Below are 17,096 nucleotides of genomic sequence, written 5' to 3'. Positions count from 1 at the left end.
GGCGGTCGCGCGCGACGCGTGCTTCGAGGCATAATCGACGGTTGCCGCGCGCCGGCCGGCGCGCCCGAATCAGGACCGCACATGAACGCCTCCGCACCCGCCGCATCCCCGAGCGCCGCCGATCTCGACTGGCGCTGGAAACCCTTCGACGCGCTGACGGCACGCGAAATCTATTCGATCCTCGAAGCGCGCAGCGCCGTATTCGTCGTCGAACAGAACTGCGTGTATCGCGACATCGACGATGCGGACCAGGCCGCGTGGCATCTGGCCGCCTTCGATTCGGCCGGCCGCCTGGCCGGCTATCTGCGCGTGTTGCTGCCGGACGCGCAGCACACCGACGTGCGCATCGGCCGCGTGCTGACGACCGCCGCGTTTCGCGGCGCGGGCCTCGGCAACGGGCTGCTGTCGCGCGCGCTCGAGCATATCCGCGCGCAATGGCCGGATACGCCGGTGAGCCTGCATGCGCAGGCCCACTTGCAGCGTTTCTACGGGGCATTCGGCTTCACGCCGAGTTCGGACGTGCACGACGAGGACGGCATCCCGCACGTGTGGATGAGCAGCGCGCGAGCATGACGCGCGCCGCGGCGGTCAGTGCGCGATGCGTGCGACCGGCGGCTTGTCCGCGCGCTGCGCGACCCGTTCGCCGATCAGGCGCCCGCGCGCGGACAGCCGCAGCCAGTGCCGCAGTGCGATCAGCGCGCCGATCACGCTCATCATCGAGCCGGGAATCCACAGCAGCAGGCCGCCGATCTGCTGGTCGCGCAGCGGGCTCAGCCACGTGAACGCGCGGCCGCAGATCGAATAGATCGGATACAGCTCGTGCGGCGTGAAGAAGATCAGCGCGCCGAGCGCGATCTGCGGCGGGATCGCCGCGACGACGATCAGGATCCGGCGGCCCGGCGACAGCCGCGCGGGCGGCGCGGGGCGCGGATCGACGACGAGCCACCAGAACAGCAGCCCGTCGATCACCATGCTCCAGTTCATCACGCGATAGAGGCGCCAGTCGAGCATCGCGATGAAGTGGATCGGCGACAGCAGCCAGAAATAGATCAGCCCGACGAACAGCACGACCGCGACGACCGGATGGAACACCACGTCGAGCGTCGCGCGTACCGGCGCCCACGCGAGCGCGGGGCGCACGACGCGCTGCCGCCAGCGGAACGGAATGCCCGCACGGATCGCCGCGCCCGGATAGGACAGCGCGATGAAGAACGGCCCGAGGTGATGCAGCACGAGGTGCTGCGCGCGGTGCAGGAAGAATTCGTGCTCGAAGAAATAGTCGAGCCGCGTGTGCAGCGCGATGTAGAGCGCGGTCAGCCCGAACCAGAACGAGAACTGCCGCAGCGGCGACACCTTCGCCTTTTTCGCGCCGCGCGCGAACAGCACGGCGGCCGTCAGCACCGCGATGACCACGGTCGGCGACGGTTCCCACGGATCGAGCCAGTACAGGACGTTCATCGCGCGCGCATCACTTCGTCTTGGCCGGCGATTTCACGGCGAACGGCGCATCGACCGTTTCGCCGTCGGAGAATTTCAGGCGCAGGTGCACGGTGTCGCCCGGCTTGATCGCGTGCTTCGGCTCCTCGAGCATGAAGTGATAGCCGCCCGGCGCGATGTCGACCTTGCCGCGCGCGGGGATCGTCAGCTTGTCGACCATTTCCATCTTCTGCGTCGAGCCGTTCGAGACCGTCTGGTGCAGCATCGCCATCCCGTAGTCGGGGCTGTCGACGTCGACGAGGTCGATCGGCTTGTCGCCGGTGTTCACGAGCGTCACGTAGCCGCCCGCGGGCAGCTTGTTCGGCAGCCAGCGCACCCACGCGTTCTGCGCGCTGATCGCGCCGGCGGCATACGCGTGCGCGCCGGCGCACAGCGCGGCGACGAGGGCGAACGTCTTGAGGGTCGTTTTCGTGTTCATGGCGGAATTCAGGTCGTGGAGGCAGTGTCGATGATCCGGCGCACATCGGCGGCGATGGCGTCGGGCGAATCGCGATCGGTCGCGAGCAGGCGCGCGCGGCCGGTCGCGTCGAAGACGTAGACGGCCGAGCTGTGCGTCACTTCGTAGCCGCCGGACGGATCGCGTTTTTCCATCTGGTACGCGACGCGATAGCGCTTCGCGAGCGATTCGATCTGGCCGTCGGTACCGGTCAGGCCGCGCGCATGCGCGGCGTCGAACGCGGCGACGTAGGACTGCATCGCCTGCGGCGTATCGCGCGCGGGGTCGACCGAGACGAACAGGATGCGCACGTTGTCCGCCTGCGGGCCGAGCTTCGCCAGCACTTCCATCAACCGCGCCAGCGTTTCGGGGCAGACGTCGGGGCAGTGCGTGTAGCCGAAGTAGACGAGCGCGACGCGGCCGCGGAACGCGTCGGCGTCGGTGGGACGGCCGTCGCCGCCCGTCAGCTCGAACGACAGGTCGGGCAGGTGGCCGGTGACGTTGGTCAGGTTCCAGCGCGGCTCGTCGTGCGTGCACGCGGCGAGCGCCACGGCGGCGGCGAGGGCCACGGCCGTGCGGATGAGGCGGGAAAGGCGCCGGTGCGGCGCGTGGCGGGCAGACGACATCTCAGGGACTGTTTCCATATGGAACGCACATGCGTTGCCACGAGAACGGCCGCTCGCGAGGCGCGCGACGCTGCGAATACTGACGTATTCGCAAGGAGCGCAACGCGGCGAGCGGCCGTTCTCGTGGCAACCCCAAATTAAAAAATATTCTACGGGAATGTCCGAAATTGCCCGTATGGCGGCGTCGCGCGTCGCTTGTTTGGCTCGGCCAAACGGCGCTCCTTACTCCTTGCCCTACGAGCAATTTCGGACATTCGCATGCGCGTTCCATATGGAAACAGTCCCTGAGCTCGATCGGACTAAATGGGTAGCCGGCCGGCGCGATGCCATGCGTCGCGCGGCAGGCGGTTGCGACTGTAGCGCAATTCGCGCGCCTGCGTCCTTTTGAAACCGGTACGGGGCGAGCGAGCGGGGCAATATGTCGCAGTTGACGCGGCGGGCGGCGCGAGGTCCGCGCTGTCCCGGTTTCGCCCATCTGGGGGCGCAGGCGCGGTAAGATGCGCACAACTCCATTCGCGCAGTGGCGGCCTGCGTTTTGCCGGCCGGCCCTCAGACTATCGAATCGATGCAATCCGTTCCGGCTTCCCTGTCCCTGACCGATACCGCGTTCTTCTTCGACTTCGACGGCACGCTCGTCGAGCTGGCGCCGACCCCCGACAGCATTCACGTTCCGCCGTCGCTGCTGACGCTGCTCGACGAGTTGTCGCGCCGCTCGCACGGCGCGGTTGCGATCGTGTCCGGACGCGGGATCGACAACCTCGACACGTTCCTGCAGATGCCCGGCCTGCCGATCGCCGGCCTGCACGGCGCCGAGCGTCGCGACGCGAACGGCGACACGCAGCGCATCGGCTTCAACGACGAGCGCCTGCTGCGCATCGAGCGCGAGCTCGCGGGCGTGGTCGATCGCCATCCGGGCATGCTGCTCGAAATCAAGGGTGCGGCCGTCGCGCTGCACTTTCGCAATGCGCCCGAGCGCGAGGCGGTGGCGCGCGAAGCGGCCGAGCGCCTCGTCGCCGACTATCCGGATGCGTACGTGCTGCAACCCGGCAAGATGGTGTTCGAGATCAAGCCGAAGGGCGTCGACAAGGGGCGCGCGCTGGCCGCGTTCCTCGACGAGCCGCCGTTTGCGGGCCGCGTGCCGCTGTTCGCGGGCGACGACCTGACCGACGAGAAGGGCTTCGCGGTGGTCAACGCGCGCGGCGGCCTGTCGATCAAGGTCGGCGCGGGCGAGACGTCCGCGCGGATGCGGCTCGATTCGGTCGACGCACTGCATGAGCAGATCGCACGCTGGCTTGGCGCGGGGCAACCGCACGCATGAGCCGGCTCATCATCGTTTCAAACCGCGTCGCACCGATTTCGGAAGGCGAACCGGCGGCGGGCGGCCTCGCGATCGGCGTCTACGACGCGCTGAAGGAAACCGGCGGCATGTGGTTCGGCTGGAGCGGCGAAGTGGTCGCGTCCGGCGCGCCGCAGCCGCAGATCCGCATCGAGGAGCGCGGGCCGGTGACGTTCGCGACCGTCGGGCTGTCGCGTCGCGATTACGACCAGTATTACCGCGGCTTCTCGAACGCGACGCTGTGGCCCGCGTTTCACTACCGCGCGGACCTGATCCAGTACGACCGCCACGAATTCGACGGCTACCGCCGCGTCAACGTGTGGCTCGCGCAGCAGCTCGTGCCGCTGCTGCAGGACGACGACGTGATCTGGGTGCACGACTATCACCTGATTCCGTTCGCGCGCGCGCTGCGCGACGCCGGCGTGAAGAACCGCATCGGCTTCTTCCTGCACATCCCGTTTCCGGCCGCGCAGGTGCTCGTCAACGTGCCGCCGCACCGCGAGCTCGTCGAGTCGCTGTGCGCGTTCGATCTGCTCGGCTTCCAGACCGAGCCCGATCTGCGCGCGTTCTGCGACTACGTCGCGTTCGAGGCGGACGGCGAGGTCGAGCACGACGGGCACACGGCGCACGTGCGGGCGTTCGGCCAGACGCTGCGCGCGGCCGCCTATCCGATCGGCGTGTATCCGGACGAGATCGCGTCGCTCGCGCAGGCGGGCGAGCACGGCAAGGCGGTGCGCACGCTTGCGACGTCGCTGCGCGGGCGGCAACTGATCATGAGCGTCGACCGGCTCGATTATTCGAAGGGGCTCGTCGAGCGCTTCCGGGCGTTCGAGAAGCTGCTCGAGCATCAGGCGTCGATTCGCAACCGCGTGTCGTTCCTGCAGATCGCGCCGTCGACGCGCGCGGACCTACGCGCGTATCAGGACATCCGGCTGCAGCTCGAAGCGGAGTCGGGGCGCATCAACGGGCGCTACGCGGAGCTCGACTGGGCGCCGATCCTCTACATTCACCGCCAGTACGACCGGCAGCTGCTGGCCGCGCTGTACCGGCTCGCGCGCGTGGGTTTCGTGACGCCGCTGCGCGACGGGATGAACCTCGTCGCGAAGGAGTACGTGTCCGCGCAGAATCCGGACGATCCGGGCGTGCTGGTGCTGTCGCGCTTCGCGGGCGCCGCGCGCGAGCTCACGGGCGCGCTGATCGTCAATCCGATCGATATCGACGGGATGGCCGATGCGCTGTCGCAGGCGCTGACGATGCCGCTCGCCGAGCGGCGCGCACGCTACGCGGACATGATCGCGCAGCTTCGCGAGAACAACGTGTCGGTGTGGCGGGACAATTTTCTGCGCGATCTGCAGCAGGTCTGATCCCGATCCATTGCTGCCGCTGCAATTGAAAAAGCCGCCGTGCGAGCAAGCACGGCGGCTTTTTCGTTGGCCGGATGCCGACGCGCGTCAGGCCACGCGTTCGCCGGTCGGCGTGTTGCCGTCGGTGGCCGCATGATGGCGGCCGTGCTGCTTCGCGAGCAGATCGCGGTACAGGCCGGGGCGGTTGCGCAGCACCTCGGGCGGGCCGTCGTCGATCACCTTGCCGTTGCTCATCACGATGATGCGGTCGAAGTTGCGCAGCGTCGACAGGCGGTGCGCGATCGCGATCACCGTGCGGCCGACCATCAGCCGGTCGAGCGCGCTCTGGATCGCTTCCTCGGATGCGCTGTCGAGCGCCGACGTCGCTTCGTCGAGCAGCAGGATCGGCGCATTCTTCAGGATCGCGCGCGCGATCGCGATGCGCTGGCGCTGGCCGCCCGACAGCTTGACGCCGCGGTCGCCGACGATCGTGTCATAGCCTTCCGGCATCGCCTCGATGAACTCCGCGCAGCGCGCGTCGCGCGCGGCGGCGAGCACTTCGTCGCGGGTCGCGTCGGGGCGGCCGTACGCGATGTTGTCGTAGATGGTCCGGTGCAGCAGCGAGATGTCCTGCGGCACCAGCGCGATCGCGTGGCGCAGGCTGTCCTGCGTGATGGCCTTCACGTCCTGGCCGTCGACCTTCACGACGCCGTCCTGCGTGTCGTAGAAGCGTTGCAGCAGCGCGAGCACGGTCGATTTGCCCGCGCCCGACTTGCCGATCAGGCCGACGCGCTGGCCCGGCTCGATATGCAGGTCGAAGTGGTCGAGGATCGCGCGGCGGTGCGGGTACGCGAACGTCACGCGCTCGAAATCGACGCGGCCGCCCGTGGCCGACAGCGGCTGCGCGTCCGAGCGGTCCGGCATCCCGTGCGGCTCGAGCAGCGTCTTCACCGCTTCGGACAGGCGGGCGACGTGCTGCGTGACGTCGACGAGCGCGACCGCGAGGTCGCGCGTGCCGTGCAGGATCGTGAAGCCGAGCGAGCTGACGAGCACGATGTCGCCCGACGTCGCGCGGCCCTGATCCCACAGCCACAGCGCCCAGCCGAGCAGGCCGGCGGACAGCATCGCGGTGATCACCGCGTGCAGCAGCCGCAGCTTTTCGAGATAGAGCAGGCTCTGCTGGCGCGCATCCATCTCGGCCTTCACCGTCGCGCTGAAGCGCTTCTGTTCGCGCAGCGTCATCCCGAACGCGCGCACGAGGCCCATGTTGCCGATCACGTCGACGAGCTCGCCGTCGACCGCCGCGGCCTTCGCCGCGAACGCGTGGTGGCGCGCGGAGCCGCGGCCGGCGAGCTTGAACAGGATGACGGACAGCACGGCCGAACAGCCGAGCAGGCCGGCCGCCATCAGCGGATTGACGACGATGATCATCAGGATCGCGCCCATCACCGCGATGCACGGCGGCAGCACGTTCCACGCCATCGTATTCTCCGACGTGTAGACCGCGTTCGACGTGGCCGTGATGCGACTGGCGAGCGTGCCGGGCTGCTTCTCCGAGTAATACGTCGGCGAATGGCCGATCAGGTACTGGAACAGGTCGCGCCGCAGGTCGCCGGTGACCGCGACGAACGTGTGCGCGGCGACCCAGCCGCCGACGCGCCACAGCAGGTTGTCGGCCGCGATCAGCCCGACGAGCAGCGCGAACGCGCCCCACAGCGGGCCCGGGTGATGGCGTCCGGTCGCGAGCACGTCGATCAGGTGCTTGATCGCATATTGCGAGCCGAGCGCGCAGCCGACGGCGGCCAGCACGCTGCAGAGCACGATCAGGTGCGCGACGGGGTGGAGGCGGATGTAGCGGAACAGGAACGCGATCGGCCGATGCGCGTAGCTCGACAGCTTCGCGTTGTGGGCGTTGCGCTGGGCGGGGGTGAGAGATTCCAAAATATGGGTGCGGTGATTCGGTGATTGAGCGGGGCGGCTGGGTCGCAGGCCGGCGTTCGCCCGGACTGAATAATCCGGCATTGTAAACAACGCCGCGCGTCGCGCTGCGCGAATCTTGCCTTGGCCAGGGGCTCGCGCTCGATTTTGAGATAAAATCCGGCATCCCGTCCTGCGTCGTGCGCCGGAATCACGCTGCCGGCAGCTGCGGGTTAACAAGGATCGCCAAAACGGCCTTCCACTCTAGAACGGACGCCCGAGTCCGCGGGTTGCAAAGTGTTGCGCCTTTGTAACAAAGTAAAGTGTTTGAAATGTCGTGCGCCGTATCGGGAATAACCCTAGATAATCGGCTCCGGGTTCGATTCCAGGTTTTTTTACGAACCCCTGTCAACGGGTCTTCGTTTCAAACGTTCTATGCCTGTCGCGTCGCCGACGCTCCTTGAGCAGCGCGGGTTCGACGCCCCCGGCAGGCTGATTCGTCCGAGGTTCGGACGACATGTTTCCAGCCCGGACCACCGGCAGGTTGCCGACCCATACCTGGTTTTTTGCCGATTTTTTAGGAGTTACGCATGCGAATCGCCCAAATCGCTCCGTTGCATGAAGCGGTGCCCCCGAAACTGTACGGCGGGACCGAGCGAGTGGTGTCCTATCTCACCGAAGCACTCGTCGAGATGGGGCATGACGTCACGCTCTTCGCGAGCGGCGATTCGCAAACCTCCGCGAAGCTCGAAGCGTGCTGGCCGCAGGCGCTGCGCCTCGACCCGACGATCCGCGACGTGATGGCCCCGCACATGCTGCTCCTCGAGCAGGTGCGCCGCCGCGCGGAAGAGTTCGACGTCCTGCACTGCCACATCGACTACTACCCGTTCTCGCTGTTCTCGCGCCAGCCGGTCCCGCATCTGACGACGATGCACGGCCGTCTCGATCTGCCGGAACTGCAGCCGATCTTCAACGCGTTCAGCGACGTGCCGGTCGTGTCGATCTCCGACAACCAGCGCATCCCGCTGCCGCAGGCGAACTGGCTGTCGACCGTCTACCACGGCCTGCCGGAAAACCTGCTGACGCCGATCCCGAACGTGAAGCCGAGCTACCTCGCGTTCCTCGGCCGCATCTCGCCGGAGAAGCGCGTCGACACGGCGATCCGCATCGCCGAGCAGGCCGGCCTGCCGATCAAGATCGCCGCGAAGCTCGACAAGGCCGACCGCGCGTACTACGAAGAGAAGATCAAGCCGCTGTTCGCGCTGCCGCACGTCGAGTACATCGGCGAAATCAGCGAGTCGGAGAAGACCGAATTCCTCGGCAACGCGCATGCGCTGCTGTTCCCGATCGACTGGCCGGAGCCCTTCGGCCTGGTGATGATCGAGGCGATGGCCTGCGGCACGCCGGTGATCGCGTTCAAGCGCGGCTCGGTGCCGGAAGTGATCGACAACGGCGTGTCGGGCTTCGTCGTCGAAGACGAATTGTCGGCCGTCGCCGCGCTCAAGCGTCTCGATACGCTGCCGCGCGAGAAGGTTCGCGCCGCGTTCGAAGCCCGTTTCTCGTCGAAGGTGATGGCGCAGAACTACGTGAAGGGCTACGAGGAACTGCTGCGCCAGAAGCGCCGCACGGTGCTCCGCGAAGTCAACGCAAGCTGATTGCGGGCCGCCGCCGCGCGGCCGCCACGACGCCCCGTCCGGGTTTTCCGGCGGGGCGTTGTCACATCTGCGGCGCGGATCTGTTGTATTCTCGCCGCGCCCGACGCTGCGAACGGCCTCCGAAGCGGCCCGGCACACCATCCTGCCGTCTGTCCAGACGGTAATGTCCCTATAATGGCCGTGCCGTGAAATCCGGCCCGGTACGACTATCCAGAGGAGAGCAGTCTTGGCGAGAACGAAAACCACGCGCGCAGCGCCGGCCCCCGGCGCCGGCGTGATCTTCGCGTTGCGCGCGATCGGTCTCGTGCTGCTCGCGCGCTGGCTGTTCTCGATGTCCCAGATGGGCTATCGCTCGTCGCTGTCGGCGATGGTATCGTCGCCGTGGGCATTCCTCTACCTCATCCTGATCTTCCTGCTACTCGCGCTGCCGGGCGCCGCCGCGCGGGCCGAGCGGCCGTTCCATCCGCTGCCGCAGTGGCTGCGCCAGGCGCTGCGCGTGTTCGCGCTGATCGGTTTCCTGTTTGCCGCGTGGTCGATCGGCGCGTTCACGTGGGCGGCCGGCTGGCGCCGCGCGCTGCATGCGGTGACGGCCACCAACGGCTGGCTCGTCGCCGCGCCGGCGCTGTACGCGGCGATCGTCTGGATCTGTCGGCCGCGGCCACTGTGGCGGACCAACGTGGCCGCGCGCCGCTTCGCGGTCGGCCGGTATGCGATCTCGCTCGACGTGCTGACGCGCACCGCGATCGTCTGGATGGAAAGCCGCAAGGTCGGCCAGTACGACGCGCGCGAACTGTCGGTGCGCTGGCCCGGCCGAGTCGCACCCGCCGCGCCCGCCGCGGGCGAGCAGGGCACGCAGCCGGCGGTCGTGCCGCCGCGTCGCGGCAGCCTGTTCAATCGGCCGAAGGTGGAACTGCTGTGGGATTCGCCGGCGGCGGTCGGCCACAACCGGCAGATCGTGATGCGCACGCCGCTCGCGACCGAAGGCGACCGCGTCGCGGTGCTCGCGCTCGACGCGGCGCTCAAGCAAATCGTCTGACAGGGCTCGCGCACCGGGCGCGGGCGACAAGGAGGCGCGATGATCGTCCGTTGGTTGCTGGCTGCCATTCATCTGAGTGCGTTCGGCGTCGCGTTTGCCGCGATCGCGGCGCGTAACCGCGCGTTGCGCCGGCTCATCGCATCCGCGCAGGCGGTCGATTTGCCCGGCGTGTTCAAGGCCGATGCGGTCTGGGGCGTGTCGGCGCTCGTGCTGATCGCGACGGGCGTGGCGCGCGCATTCGGCGGTTTCGAGAAAGGCACCGCGTACTACCTGCACGAACCGCTCTTTCACCTGAAGATGACCGCGCTCGTGCTGATCCTGCTGCTCGAGGTCGTGCCGATGCTGGGGCTGATCCGCTGGCGTGTCGCCGCGCGGCGGCAGCAGATGCCCGATATCGGCCGTGCGCGCACCTATGTGCGGATCGGCCACTGGCAGGCGGTGCTGGTGATCGTCATCGTGTTCGCCGCGTCGGGGATGGCGCGGGGGATTGGCGCAGCCGGCTAGGGACGCCCGGTTAGGGGGCGGCAGGCCAGGAGATCCATCAGCGGGCGACAGGCTAGCCGCGCGCTCGCGAATCCCGCTTTTGCTTCGCCGGTCTCTCCCGGCAGGCGAGCGCCGATCCACGGGCGAACCGCATCATTCCGTTCCGACCGGGCGGACCTGCCGCCCGGTTCGTCGCGCCCTCAACGCACGAGGCACGGGCGCTTGTTGTTGAACGTCCAGCCCGGGATCAGATACTGCATCGCCGCCGCGTCGTCGCGGGCGCCGAGGCCGTGCTGCTTGTACAGCTCGTGCGCGAGCGCGACCGCATCCATGTCGATGTCGATGCCGAGCCCCGGCCGCTTCGGCACTTCCACCAGTCCGTTCTCGATCTTCAGCGGCTCGTGCGTCAGCCGTTCGCCGTCCTGCCAGATCCAGTGAGTGTCGATCGCGGTGACCTGGCCGGGCGCCGCGGCCGCGACGTGCGTGAACATCGCGAGCGACACGTCGAAGTGGTTGTTCGAATGCGAACCCCACGTGAGGCCCCAGTCGCGGCACATCTGCGCGACCCGCACCGAGCCCTGCATCGTCCAGAAATGCGGATCGGCGAGCGGGATGTCGACGGCGTGCAACTGCACCGCATGGCCCATCTGCCGCCAGTCGGTCGCGATCATGTTGGTGGCCGTCGGCAGCCCCGTCGCGCGGCGGAATTCGGCCATCACCTCGCGGCCCGAGTAACCGTTCTCCGCGCCGCACGGATCTTCCGCATACGCGAGCACGTGATGCTGATCGCGGCACAGTCGCACGGCCTCGTCGAGGGACCATGCGCCGTTCGGATCGAGCGTCACGCGCGCGTCGGGGAAGCGCTCGGCGAGCGCCGTCACGGCTTCGATCTCGCTCGCCCCGTCGAACACGCCACCCTTCAGCTTGAAGTCGTTGAAGCCGTAGCGCGCATGCGCGGCTTCGGCGAGCCGCACGACGGCTTCGGGCGTCAGCGCGGCTTCGTCGCGCACGCGGGTCCAGTCGTCGGTCGCGCCGCGGCCGTCGCGATAGGGGAGCGCGGTCTTCGTGCGATCGCCGACGTAGAACAGGTAGCCGAGCATTTCGACCCGCTCGCGCTGCTGGCCTTCGCCGAGCAGCGCGGCGACCGGCACGCCGAGATGCTGGCCGAGCAGGTCGAGCAGCGCGGCTTCGAGCGCGGTGACCGCGTGGATCGTCGTGCGCAGGTCGAAGGTCTGCAGCCCGCGGCCGCTCGCGTCGCGGTCGGCGAAGGTGCGGCGCACGTCGTTGAGCACCGCGTGATAGTTGCCGACCGGCTGGCCGACGACGAGCGCGCGCGCGTCGTCGAGCGTGCGGCGGATGCTCTCGCCGCCCGGCACTTCGCCGACGCCCGTGCGGCCCGCGCTGTCCTTCAGGATCACGAGGTTGCGGGTGAAGAACGGGCCGTGCGCGCCGCTCAGGTTGAGCAGCATGCTGTCGTGGCCGGCGACCGGAATCGCTTGCAGGTCGACGATGCGCGGCGTGTCGTGGGAAGGCGAGGCAGTGACGGCGTTCATGGGCGGCGATGGCGAAAAAGTAGGCGATGCCGTGCGGCAAAAGCTTTGCCGCGCGCGGCGTGAGGTGCGATCATTCGACAACCGACGTGCGTGGCGCGCAAGCCCCGCATGTCGACGCAACCCGAACACGGGGTGGAAGCGACAACCGGGCCCGTGGAGCGCAGCACGCGAATACGGGTCGATCGATCGTTACGCACGGGACCAGGCGGGACTGAACAGCCGACCTGAGTCGACAGGAGACCGTGCGCCGATCATCAGTCGTCGGATGACTTGTGACGCAGTATAATGAATCATCGGCTTTCGCTCAAACCCCGCGTAAACCCTCGGCTCACATTACGATCATTCAAAAAGGAACCGGCCACATGTCCGTGCCTACGCTTCCCGCAGCGCCGCGCCGTCGCGCACGCAGCCTCGCACAAGATGTCGTCGACGCGCTGACCGCGCAGATCGAAAACGGCACGCTGCGTCCCGGCGACAAGCTGCCGACCGAAACCGAAGTCATGGCGGCGCAGGGCGTGAGCCGGACGGTCGTGCGCGAGGCGATCTCGCGGATGCAGGCGAGCGGCCTCGTCGAGACGCGCCACGGCATCGGCAGCTTCGTGCTCGAGCCGTCGCGCCGCCAGACGCTCGGCATCGATCCCGCGACGATCACGACGCTGCGCGACGTGCTCGCGGTGCTGGAACTGCGCATCAGCCTCGAAAGCGAGTGCGCGAGCCTCGCCGCGCAGCGCGCGAACGATGCCGACCTCGCCGCGCTGCGGCGCGCGCTCGACGCGATCGCGACGGGCGCGGGCGGCGGCCGCGACACCGCGCAGCTCGACTTCCAGTTCCACCTGCAGATCGCGCAATCCACCGGCAACCGCTATTTCGTCGACATCATGACGCAGCTCGGCACGTCGATCATCCCGCGCACGCGCGTGAATTCGGCGCGCTTTGCCGGCGACGACCTCGAGCGCTACGTCGGCCGGCTGAATCACGAGCACGAGGACATCTACGAGGCAATCGCGCGCCACGACCCGGAAGCGGCCCGCGCCGCGATGCGCACGCATCTCACGAACAGCCGCGAGCGGTTGCGCCGCGCGCACGAGGCGGCGGAGGCCGAAGCCGGCTGACCGCCGGGTTGCGGAGCCCGTGCGGCTGCGCGCGGGGAAATCGCTTCAACATCAGTCGTCATATGAGATCGGGGTGATTCCGCCGATCTTCACGGCCGGGCGGCGTGCCCGCCGCCGGCCGCCTGCCTCGCCGATCAGCCTCCCTTCGTCACGATCGTCTTCCACGCGCCGTTCTTCACCTGGTACAGCGTCGACATCCCGCTCTTCAGCGAGCCGTCGTTCGCGAACGAGATGCGGCCGGTCACGCCCTCGAAGTCGACCTTCTTCAGCGCCGGGCGATAGGCCTTCGGGTCGGTCGAACCGGCCGCCTGCATCGCCTTGATCGCCGCCCACGCCGCGTCATAGCCGAACTGCGCGTACGACAGCACGTCGACGCCGAAGCGCTTCTTGAAGCGCGCCTCGAAATCCTTGCCCTGCGGCAACTCGTCGAGCGGCCGGCCGTATTCCCATGCCATCGCGCCTTCGGCGGCCGGGCCCGCGATCTTGATGAACTCGTTGTCCTTCACGCCGCCGCCGCCGACGAACTGCGCGTTCAGCCCGAGCTGACGCATCTGCTTGATGAAGTTCGCGGCGAGCGAATCGAGGCCGCCGAAGAAGATCAGGTCCGGGTTCTTGCCCTTCAGGCTCGTGATCTGCGCGCGGAAATCGACCGCCTGATTGTTGGTGAATTCGCGGCCGATGATCGTGCCGCCGGCGGCCTTCACGGCCTTCTCGAATTCGTCGGCCTCGCCCTGGCCGAACGCGGTGCGGTCGTCGATGATCGCGATGCGCTTCGCCTTCGTCACGTCGACCGCGTACTTGCCCGCGTTGCCGGCATTCTGGCCGTCGGTCGCGATCACCATGAACATGTTCGCGAGCCCGCGCGACGTGAGCGTCGGGTTGGTCGCGGCCGGGTCGATCACCGGAATGCCGGCCTTGTCGTAGACCACCGACGCCGGAATCGTCGTCCCCGAGTTGAAGTGGCCGACCACGACCGACACGTTCTGGTCGACCAGCGCCTGCGCGGCCTGCACGCCGATGCGCGGATCGGCCTGGTCGTCCTGCACGACGAGATTGAAGCGGGTGGGCTTGCCGGCGATCTGCACCTTCTGCGCGACCGCATCGTCGAGCGCGAGCTGCACGCCGTTTTGCAGATCCTTGCCGTAGCCGGCGTTCACGCCCGTGAGCGGCGCGGCGAAGCCGACCTTCACGTCGGTTGCGTCGGCAGCGTGAGCGGCCTGTTGCGAGAGGAGGGCAAGCGCGGATGCAATGGACACCGACAGCAGGGAATGACGGAATTTCATGTTGTTCCTCTTGTTCGACACCGGCGAGTGGGTACCGCGCGCGTCCGGGCGGGCCGGGCGCGTGCGACGGGCGGGCGGTTCGACCGCTTCTCGGAATCGGGCGGGGAGGTCGGCATCGTGATCCTCGGAAACATCTCCCGTCAGGCTCCGCGAAGAGCCCCGATTGCTTCGATATATAGGTCGCCGATATGCGCGGGTCTTGGAAATTTGTCGCGCATTCGATGCGGATTTGCGCATAGCTTCGGCGCGAGCGCGGGCGGCCGGTATCGGGAGTTTCCCGTCGCGAGCGGAACGGGCGCAGAGAGGGGGAGTGCTGCGGGGCAAAGACGCGGCGCAGCCCGCCGGGGCCGCGCCGCGCGTGGGTCGACGTCAGTCGGACAGGGCGTCCGATGCGGCTTCGGCGTCGTCGTGCGACGCGGTCGTGCGGATCAACGGGTCGCTGGTGCTCGGGCGGCCCGTTTCGACGTGGCCCGCGAAGCGGCGCAGGAAGCCGAGCGCCCGGCCGTCGCTGACGGTCAGGTCATACCAGCCGTGGCTGCCGCGCAGATCCCAGTAATCGTCGACGTGCGCGCCCGGCGCGAGGTCGAACGTGCGCGCGTGACCGTGGCCGTACGCGTTCGTGACCTTGAGCCGCACGGCCTTGTGGCCGCGGTTCATCAGGCGCAGCGTGATGTTGCCGTTCGCGACGTCGTAGCCGTAGATCACTTCGGGGTTCACGCTCGCGCTGCCGACGCCGGTCGCGAACGGGCCGCGGAAATGGCAGTAGAAGCCGTTCGGGCCGTACACGTCGAGGTCGTACAGGCCGAGCGACGCGGCGGCGCTCCACGTATCGGCGATGCGTTTGCCGGCTTCGACCGTGTACGCCCACGGGCCGTCGACGCGGTTGCGCGACTGGACCTGGAACGCGGCGCCGGCTCGGCCCGTGTTCGCGAAGGTCAGCCGGAACTGCCCGTCCGCGGCTTCGACGCGGCCGTGCACGAACAGCTCGTACGGCAGCGCGCGCGCCGGACGCAGCCCGGCTTCCTGTTTCGGCAGCTTCTGCAGCACCGGCGGCACCGGGATGTAGTCGGGATGGCGCACGCGGTCGGGCGGCGCGTAGCCGCTCGTGTCGGGCAGCGTCGGCCACGCGGCGTCCGCGGTCGCGAACTCGAACGCCGACGTCAGGTCGCCGCACACCGCGCGACGCCATGGCGACACGTTGGCGGCCGTGACCGGATACTGCGCGCCGAACCGCGCCTCGATGAATTGCAGCAGCGACGTGTGATCGAAGGTCTGCGAGCAGACCCAGCCGCCCTTGGTCCACGGCGACACGACCAGCATCGGCACGCGCGGCCCGAGCCCGTACGGGCCGGCCATGTGCGACGCGTCGCCGGCATAGACCTCGTTGGTCGTCGCGACCGTCGACAGCCCGTTGTCGCGCGACTGCGGCGCGAACGGCGGCGGCACGTGATCGAAGAAGCCGTCGTTTTCGTCATACGTGATGAAGAGCGCGGTCTTGCTCCACACGTCCGGATTCGACACGAGCGCCTTCAGCACCTGCTCGATGTACCACGCGCCGTAGTTGGCCGGCCAGTTCGGGTGCTCGGAATATGCTTCCGGCGCGCAGATCCACGACACCTGCGGCAGCGTGCCGTTCTTCACGTCCTGCTGCAGCACGTCGAACAGCGTGCCGCCGGCGCTGATGTTGGTGCCGGTGCGCGCCTTGTCGTACAGCGGCGTGCCCGGCAGCGCGGTGCGGTACTGGTTGAAGTAGAGCAGCGCGTTGTCGCCGTAGTTGCCGATGTACGGGTTGGACGTCCAGCCCCACGAACCCTTCGCGTCGAGCCCCGTGCCGACGTCCTGGTAGATCTTCCACGACACGCCGGCCTGTTCGAGCACTTCCGGATAAGTCGTCCAGCCGTAGCCCTTTTCATCGTTGCCGAGCACCGGGCCGCCGCCCGTGCCGTCGTTGCCGACGTAGCCGGTCCACATGTAATAGCGGTTCGGGTCGGTCGAGCCCGGGAACGCGCAGTGGTACGCGTCGCAGATCGTGAACGCGTCGGCGAGCTGGTAGTGGAACGGGATGTCGTCGCGCTTCAGGTACGCCATCGTCGTCGTGCCCTTGTTCGGCACCCACTGGTCGTAGCGGCCCTTGTTCCAGGCAGCGTGCATGTCCTGCCAGCCGTGCGGCAGGTCCTGCAGGAACTGCAGGCCGAGCTTGTCGGCGCCCGGGTGGAACGGCAGCAGTTCGGCCGGGCCGACCGGCTGGTGAAACACCGGCTTGCCGTTCGCGAGGCGCAGCGGGCGCGGGTCGCCGAAGCCGCGGACACCGCGCATCGTGCCGAAGTAGTGGTCGAACGAGCGGTTCTCCTGCATCAGGATCACGATGTGTTCGATATCGCGGATCGTGCCGGTACGGCGGTTCGCGGGAATCGCGAGCGCATCGCGGATCACGGGCGGAAACAGGTTCAGCGCGGCGGCGCCGGCAGTGCCGGCGGCGACGCGCAGGAAGTCACGACGGTTCGATCGGGTCATGGTCGTTATCGTGGGGTAAAGAGGGAGCCGATTGGCGGGACCTGCGGGAACGGCGCACACCGGGTCGCAGGATGCGGCTGCGCCGATGCGTGCCGCCGCGAGCATAGCGAGGAATCGGTGTCATTCATGTGAAGTCCGGAAACGTTTGCACGCGTGGACCGGGTTGCAGCCGGCGGTGCGCCGCCGCACGGACTGCGGGGCAGCGGCAACGGGCGAGGCGGGTGCTGCGCGGCACGCGGACAGCGGGAACAGCGGGAACAGCGAGGGAGCCGCAGGATGGCCGAGGTGCGGCGGCGGCCAGCCGC

General features: G+C 68.2%; 14 protein-coding genes. 7 read left to right on the top strand and 7 right to left on the bottom strand.

What is annotated here, in order from left to right; genetic code table 11:
• The first annotated feature begins 81 nt into the window (after nucleotides 1-81).
• Nucleotides 82-573, top strand: coding sequence for a GNAT family N-acetyltransferase (locus HWX55_RS09215; RefSeq protein WP_175975401.1), 492 nt, complete (start codon nucleotides 82-84; stop codon nucleotides 571-573).
• Between the two features lie 15 nt (nucleotides 574-588).
• Here the strand turns inward: HWX55_RS09215 and HWX55_RS09210 are convergent, their stop codons facing one another.
• From HWX55_RS09210 to HWX55_RS09200, 3 genes are read right to left on the bottom strand one after another with little or no spacing between them, the layout of a single operon-like run.
• Nucleotides 589-1,458 carry a cytochrome c oxidase assembly protein gene (locus tag HWX55_RS09210; protein WP_175975400.1) on the bottom strand — a complete coding sequence of 290 codons (870 nt, stop codon included), beginning with the start codon at nucleotides 1,456-1,458 and terminating at the stop codon, nucleotides 589-591.
• A 10-nt stretch (nucleotides 1,459-1,468) separates the two neighbouring features.
• Nucleotides 1,469-1,915 (bottom strand): copper chaperone PCu(A)C, encoded by a 447-nt coding sequence (locus HWX55_RS09205; protein WP_175975399.1) that lies wholly within the window; start codon nucleotides 1,913-1,915, stop codon nucleotides 1,469-1,471.
• A gap of 8 nt (nucleotides 1,916-1,923) precedes the next feature.
• The gene (locus HWX55_RS09200) at nucleotides 1,924-2,559 is read right to left on the bottom strand and encodes an SCO family protein (RefSeq protein ID WP_175975398.1); all 636 of its coding nucleotides are present in this window, start codon (nucleotides 2,557-2,559) and stop codon (nucleotides 1,924-1,926) included.
• Nucleotides 2,560-3,124: 565 nt separating this feature from the next.
• Between HWX55_RS09200 and otsB the strand changes: the two genes are divergently transcribed.
• Both otsB and otsA read left to right on the top strand, forming a co-directional pair.
• Nucleotides 3,125-3,877 (top strand): trehalose-phosphatase, encoded by a 753-nt coding sequence (gene otsB / locus HWX55_RS09195; RefSeq protein WP_175975397.1) that lies wholly within the window; start codon nucleotides 3,125-3,127, stop codon nucleotides 3,875-3,877.
• Nucleotides 3,874-5,259, top strand: coding sequence for an alpha,alpha-trehalose-phosphate synthase (UDP-forming) (gene otsA / locus HWX55_RS09190; RefSeq protein WP_124556929.1), 1,386 nt, complete (start codon nucleotides 3,874-3,876; stop codon nucleotides 5,257-5,259). Before otsB ends, otsA begins: the two co-directional genes overlap by 4 nt.
• A gap of 87 nt (nucleotides 5,260-5,346) precedes the next feature.
• On the opposite strand, the gene HWX55_RS09185 is transcribed toward otsA, so the two are convergent.
• Nucleotides 5,347-7,179 (bottom strand): ABC transporter ATP-binding protein, encoded by a 1,833-nt coding sequence (locus HWX55_RS09185; RefSeq protein WP_175975396.1) that lies wholly within the window; start codon nucleotides 7,177-7,179, stop codon nucleotides 5,347-5,349.
• Between the two features lie 566 nt (nucleotides 7,180-7,745).
• Here HWX55_RS09185 and HWX55_RS09180 point away from each other — a divergent pair.
• The 3 genes from HWX55_RS09180 (at nucleotide 7,746) to HWX55_RS09170 (ending at nucleotide 10,350) form a co-directional block, all read left to right on the top strand.
• Nucleotides 7,746-8,810 (top strand): glycosyltransferase family 4 protein, encoded by a 1,065-nt coding sequence (locus tag HWX55_RS09180; protein WP_006476459.1) that lies wholly within the window; start codon nucleotides 7,746-7,748, stop codon nucleotides 8,808-8,810.
• Between the two features lie 226 nt (nucleotides 8,811-9,036).
• Nucleotides 9,037-9,846 (top strand): hypothetical protein, encoded by an 810-nt coding sequence (locus tag HWX55_RS09175; RefSeq protein ID WP_175975395.1) that lies wholly within the window; start codon nucleotides 9,037-9,039, stop codon nucleotides 9,844-9,846.
• A gap of 39 nt (nucleotides 9,847-9,885) precedes the next feature.
• Nucleotides 9,886-10,350 carry a DUF2214 family protein gene (locus HWX55_RS09170; protein WP_175975394.1) on the top strand — a complete coding sequence of 155 codons (465 nt, stop codon included), beginning with the start codon at nucleotides 9,886-9,888 and terminating at the stop codon, nucleotides 10,348-10,350.
• 179 nt (nucleotides 10,351-10,529) lie between these two features.
• Here HWX55_RS09170 and gudD read toward each other — a convergent pair whose 3' ends face one another.
• Nucleotides 10,530-11,882, bottom strand: a complete 1,353-nt coding sequence (gene gudD / locus HWX55_RS09165; protein ID WP_175975393.1) for a glucarate dehydratase — start codon at nucleotides 11,880-11,882, stop codon at nucleotides 10,530-10,532.
• 362 nt (nucleotides 11,883-12,244) lie between these two features.
• On the opposite strand from gudD, the gene HWX55_RS09160 reads away from it, so the two are divergent.
• Nucleotides 12,245-12,994 carry a FadR/GntR family transcriptional regulator gene (locus HWX55_RS09160; protein ID WP_011544971.1) on the top strand — a complete coding sequence of 250 codons (750 nt, stop codon included), beginning with the start codon at nucleotides 12,245-12,247 and terminating at the stop codon, nucleotides 12,992-12,994.
• Between the two features lie 134 nt (nucleotides 12,995-13,128).
• Here the strand turns inward: HWX55_RS09160 and HWX55_RS09155 are convergent, their stop codons facing one another.
• Entirely contained in the window at nucleotides 13,129-14,277 is a 1,149-nt protein-coding gene (locus tag HWX55_RS09155) for a branched-chain amino acid ABC transporter substrate-binding protein (RefSeq protein ID WP_175975392.1), read from the bottom strand.
• Nucleotides 14,278-14,646: 369 nt separating this feature from the next.
• Entirely contained in the window at nucleotides 14,647-16,791 is a 2,145-nt protein-coding gene (locus HWX55_RS09150) for a phospholipase C, phosphocholine-specific (protein WP_175975391.1), read from the bottom strand.
• Nucleotides 16,792-17,096: the final 305 nt, after the last annotated feature.

The organism is Burkholderia sp. BCC1047, from assembly GCF_902833155.1.
GTDB classification, from domain to species: Bacteria; Pseudomonadota; Gammaproteobacteria; order Burkholderiales; family Burkholderiaceae; genus Burkholderia; species Burkholderia sola.
This window is presented reverse-complemented; position numbering and strand designations above follow the sequence as displayed.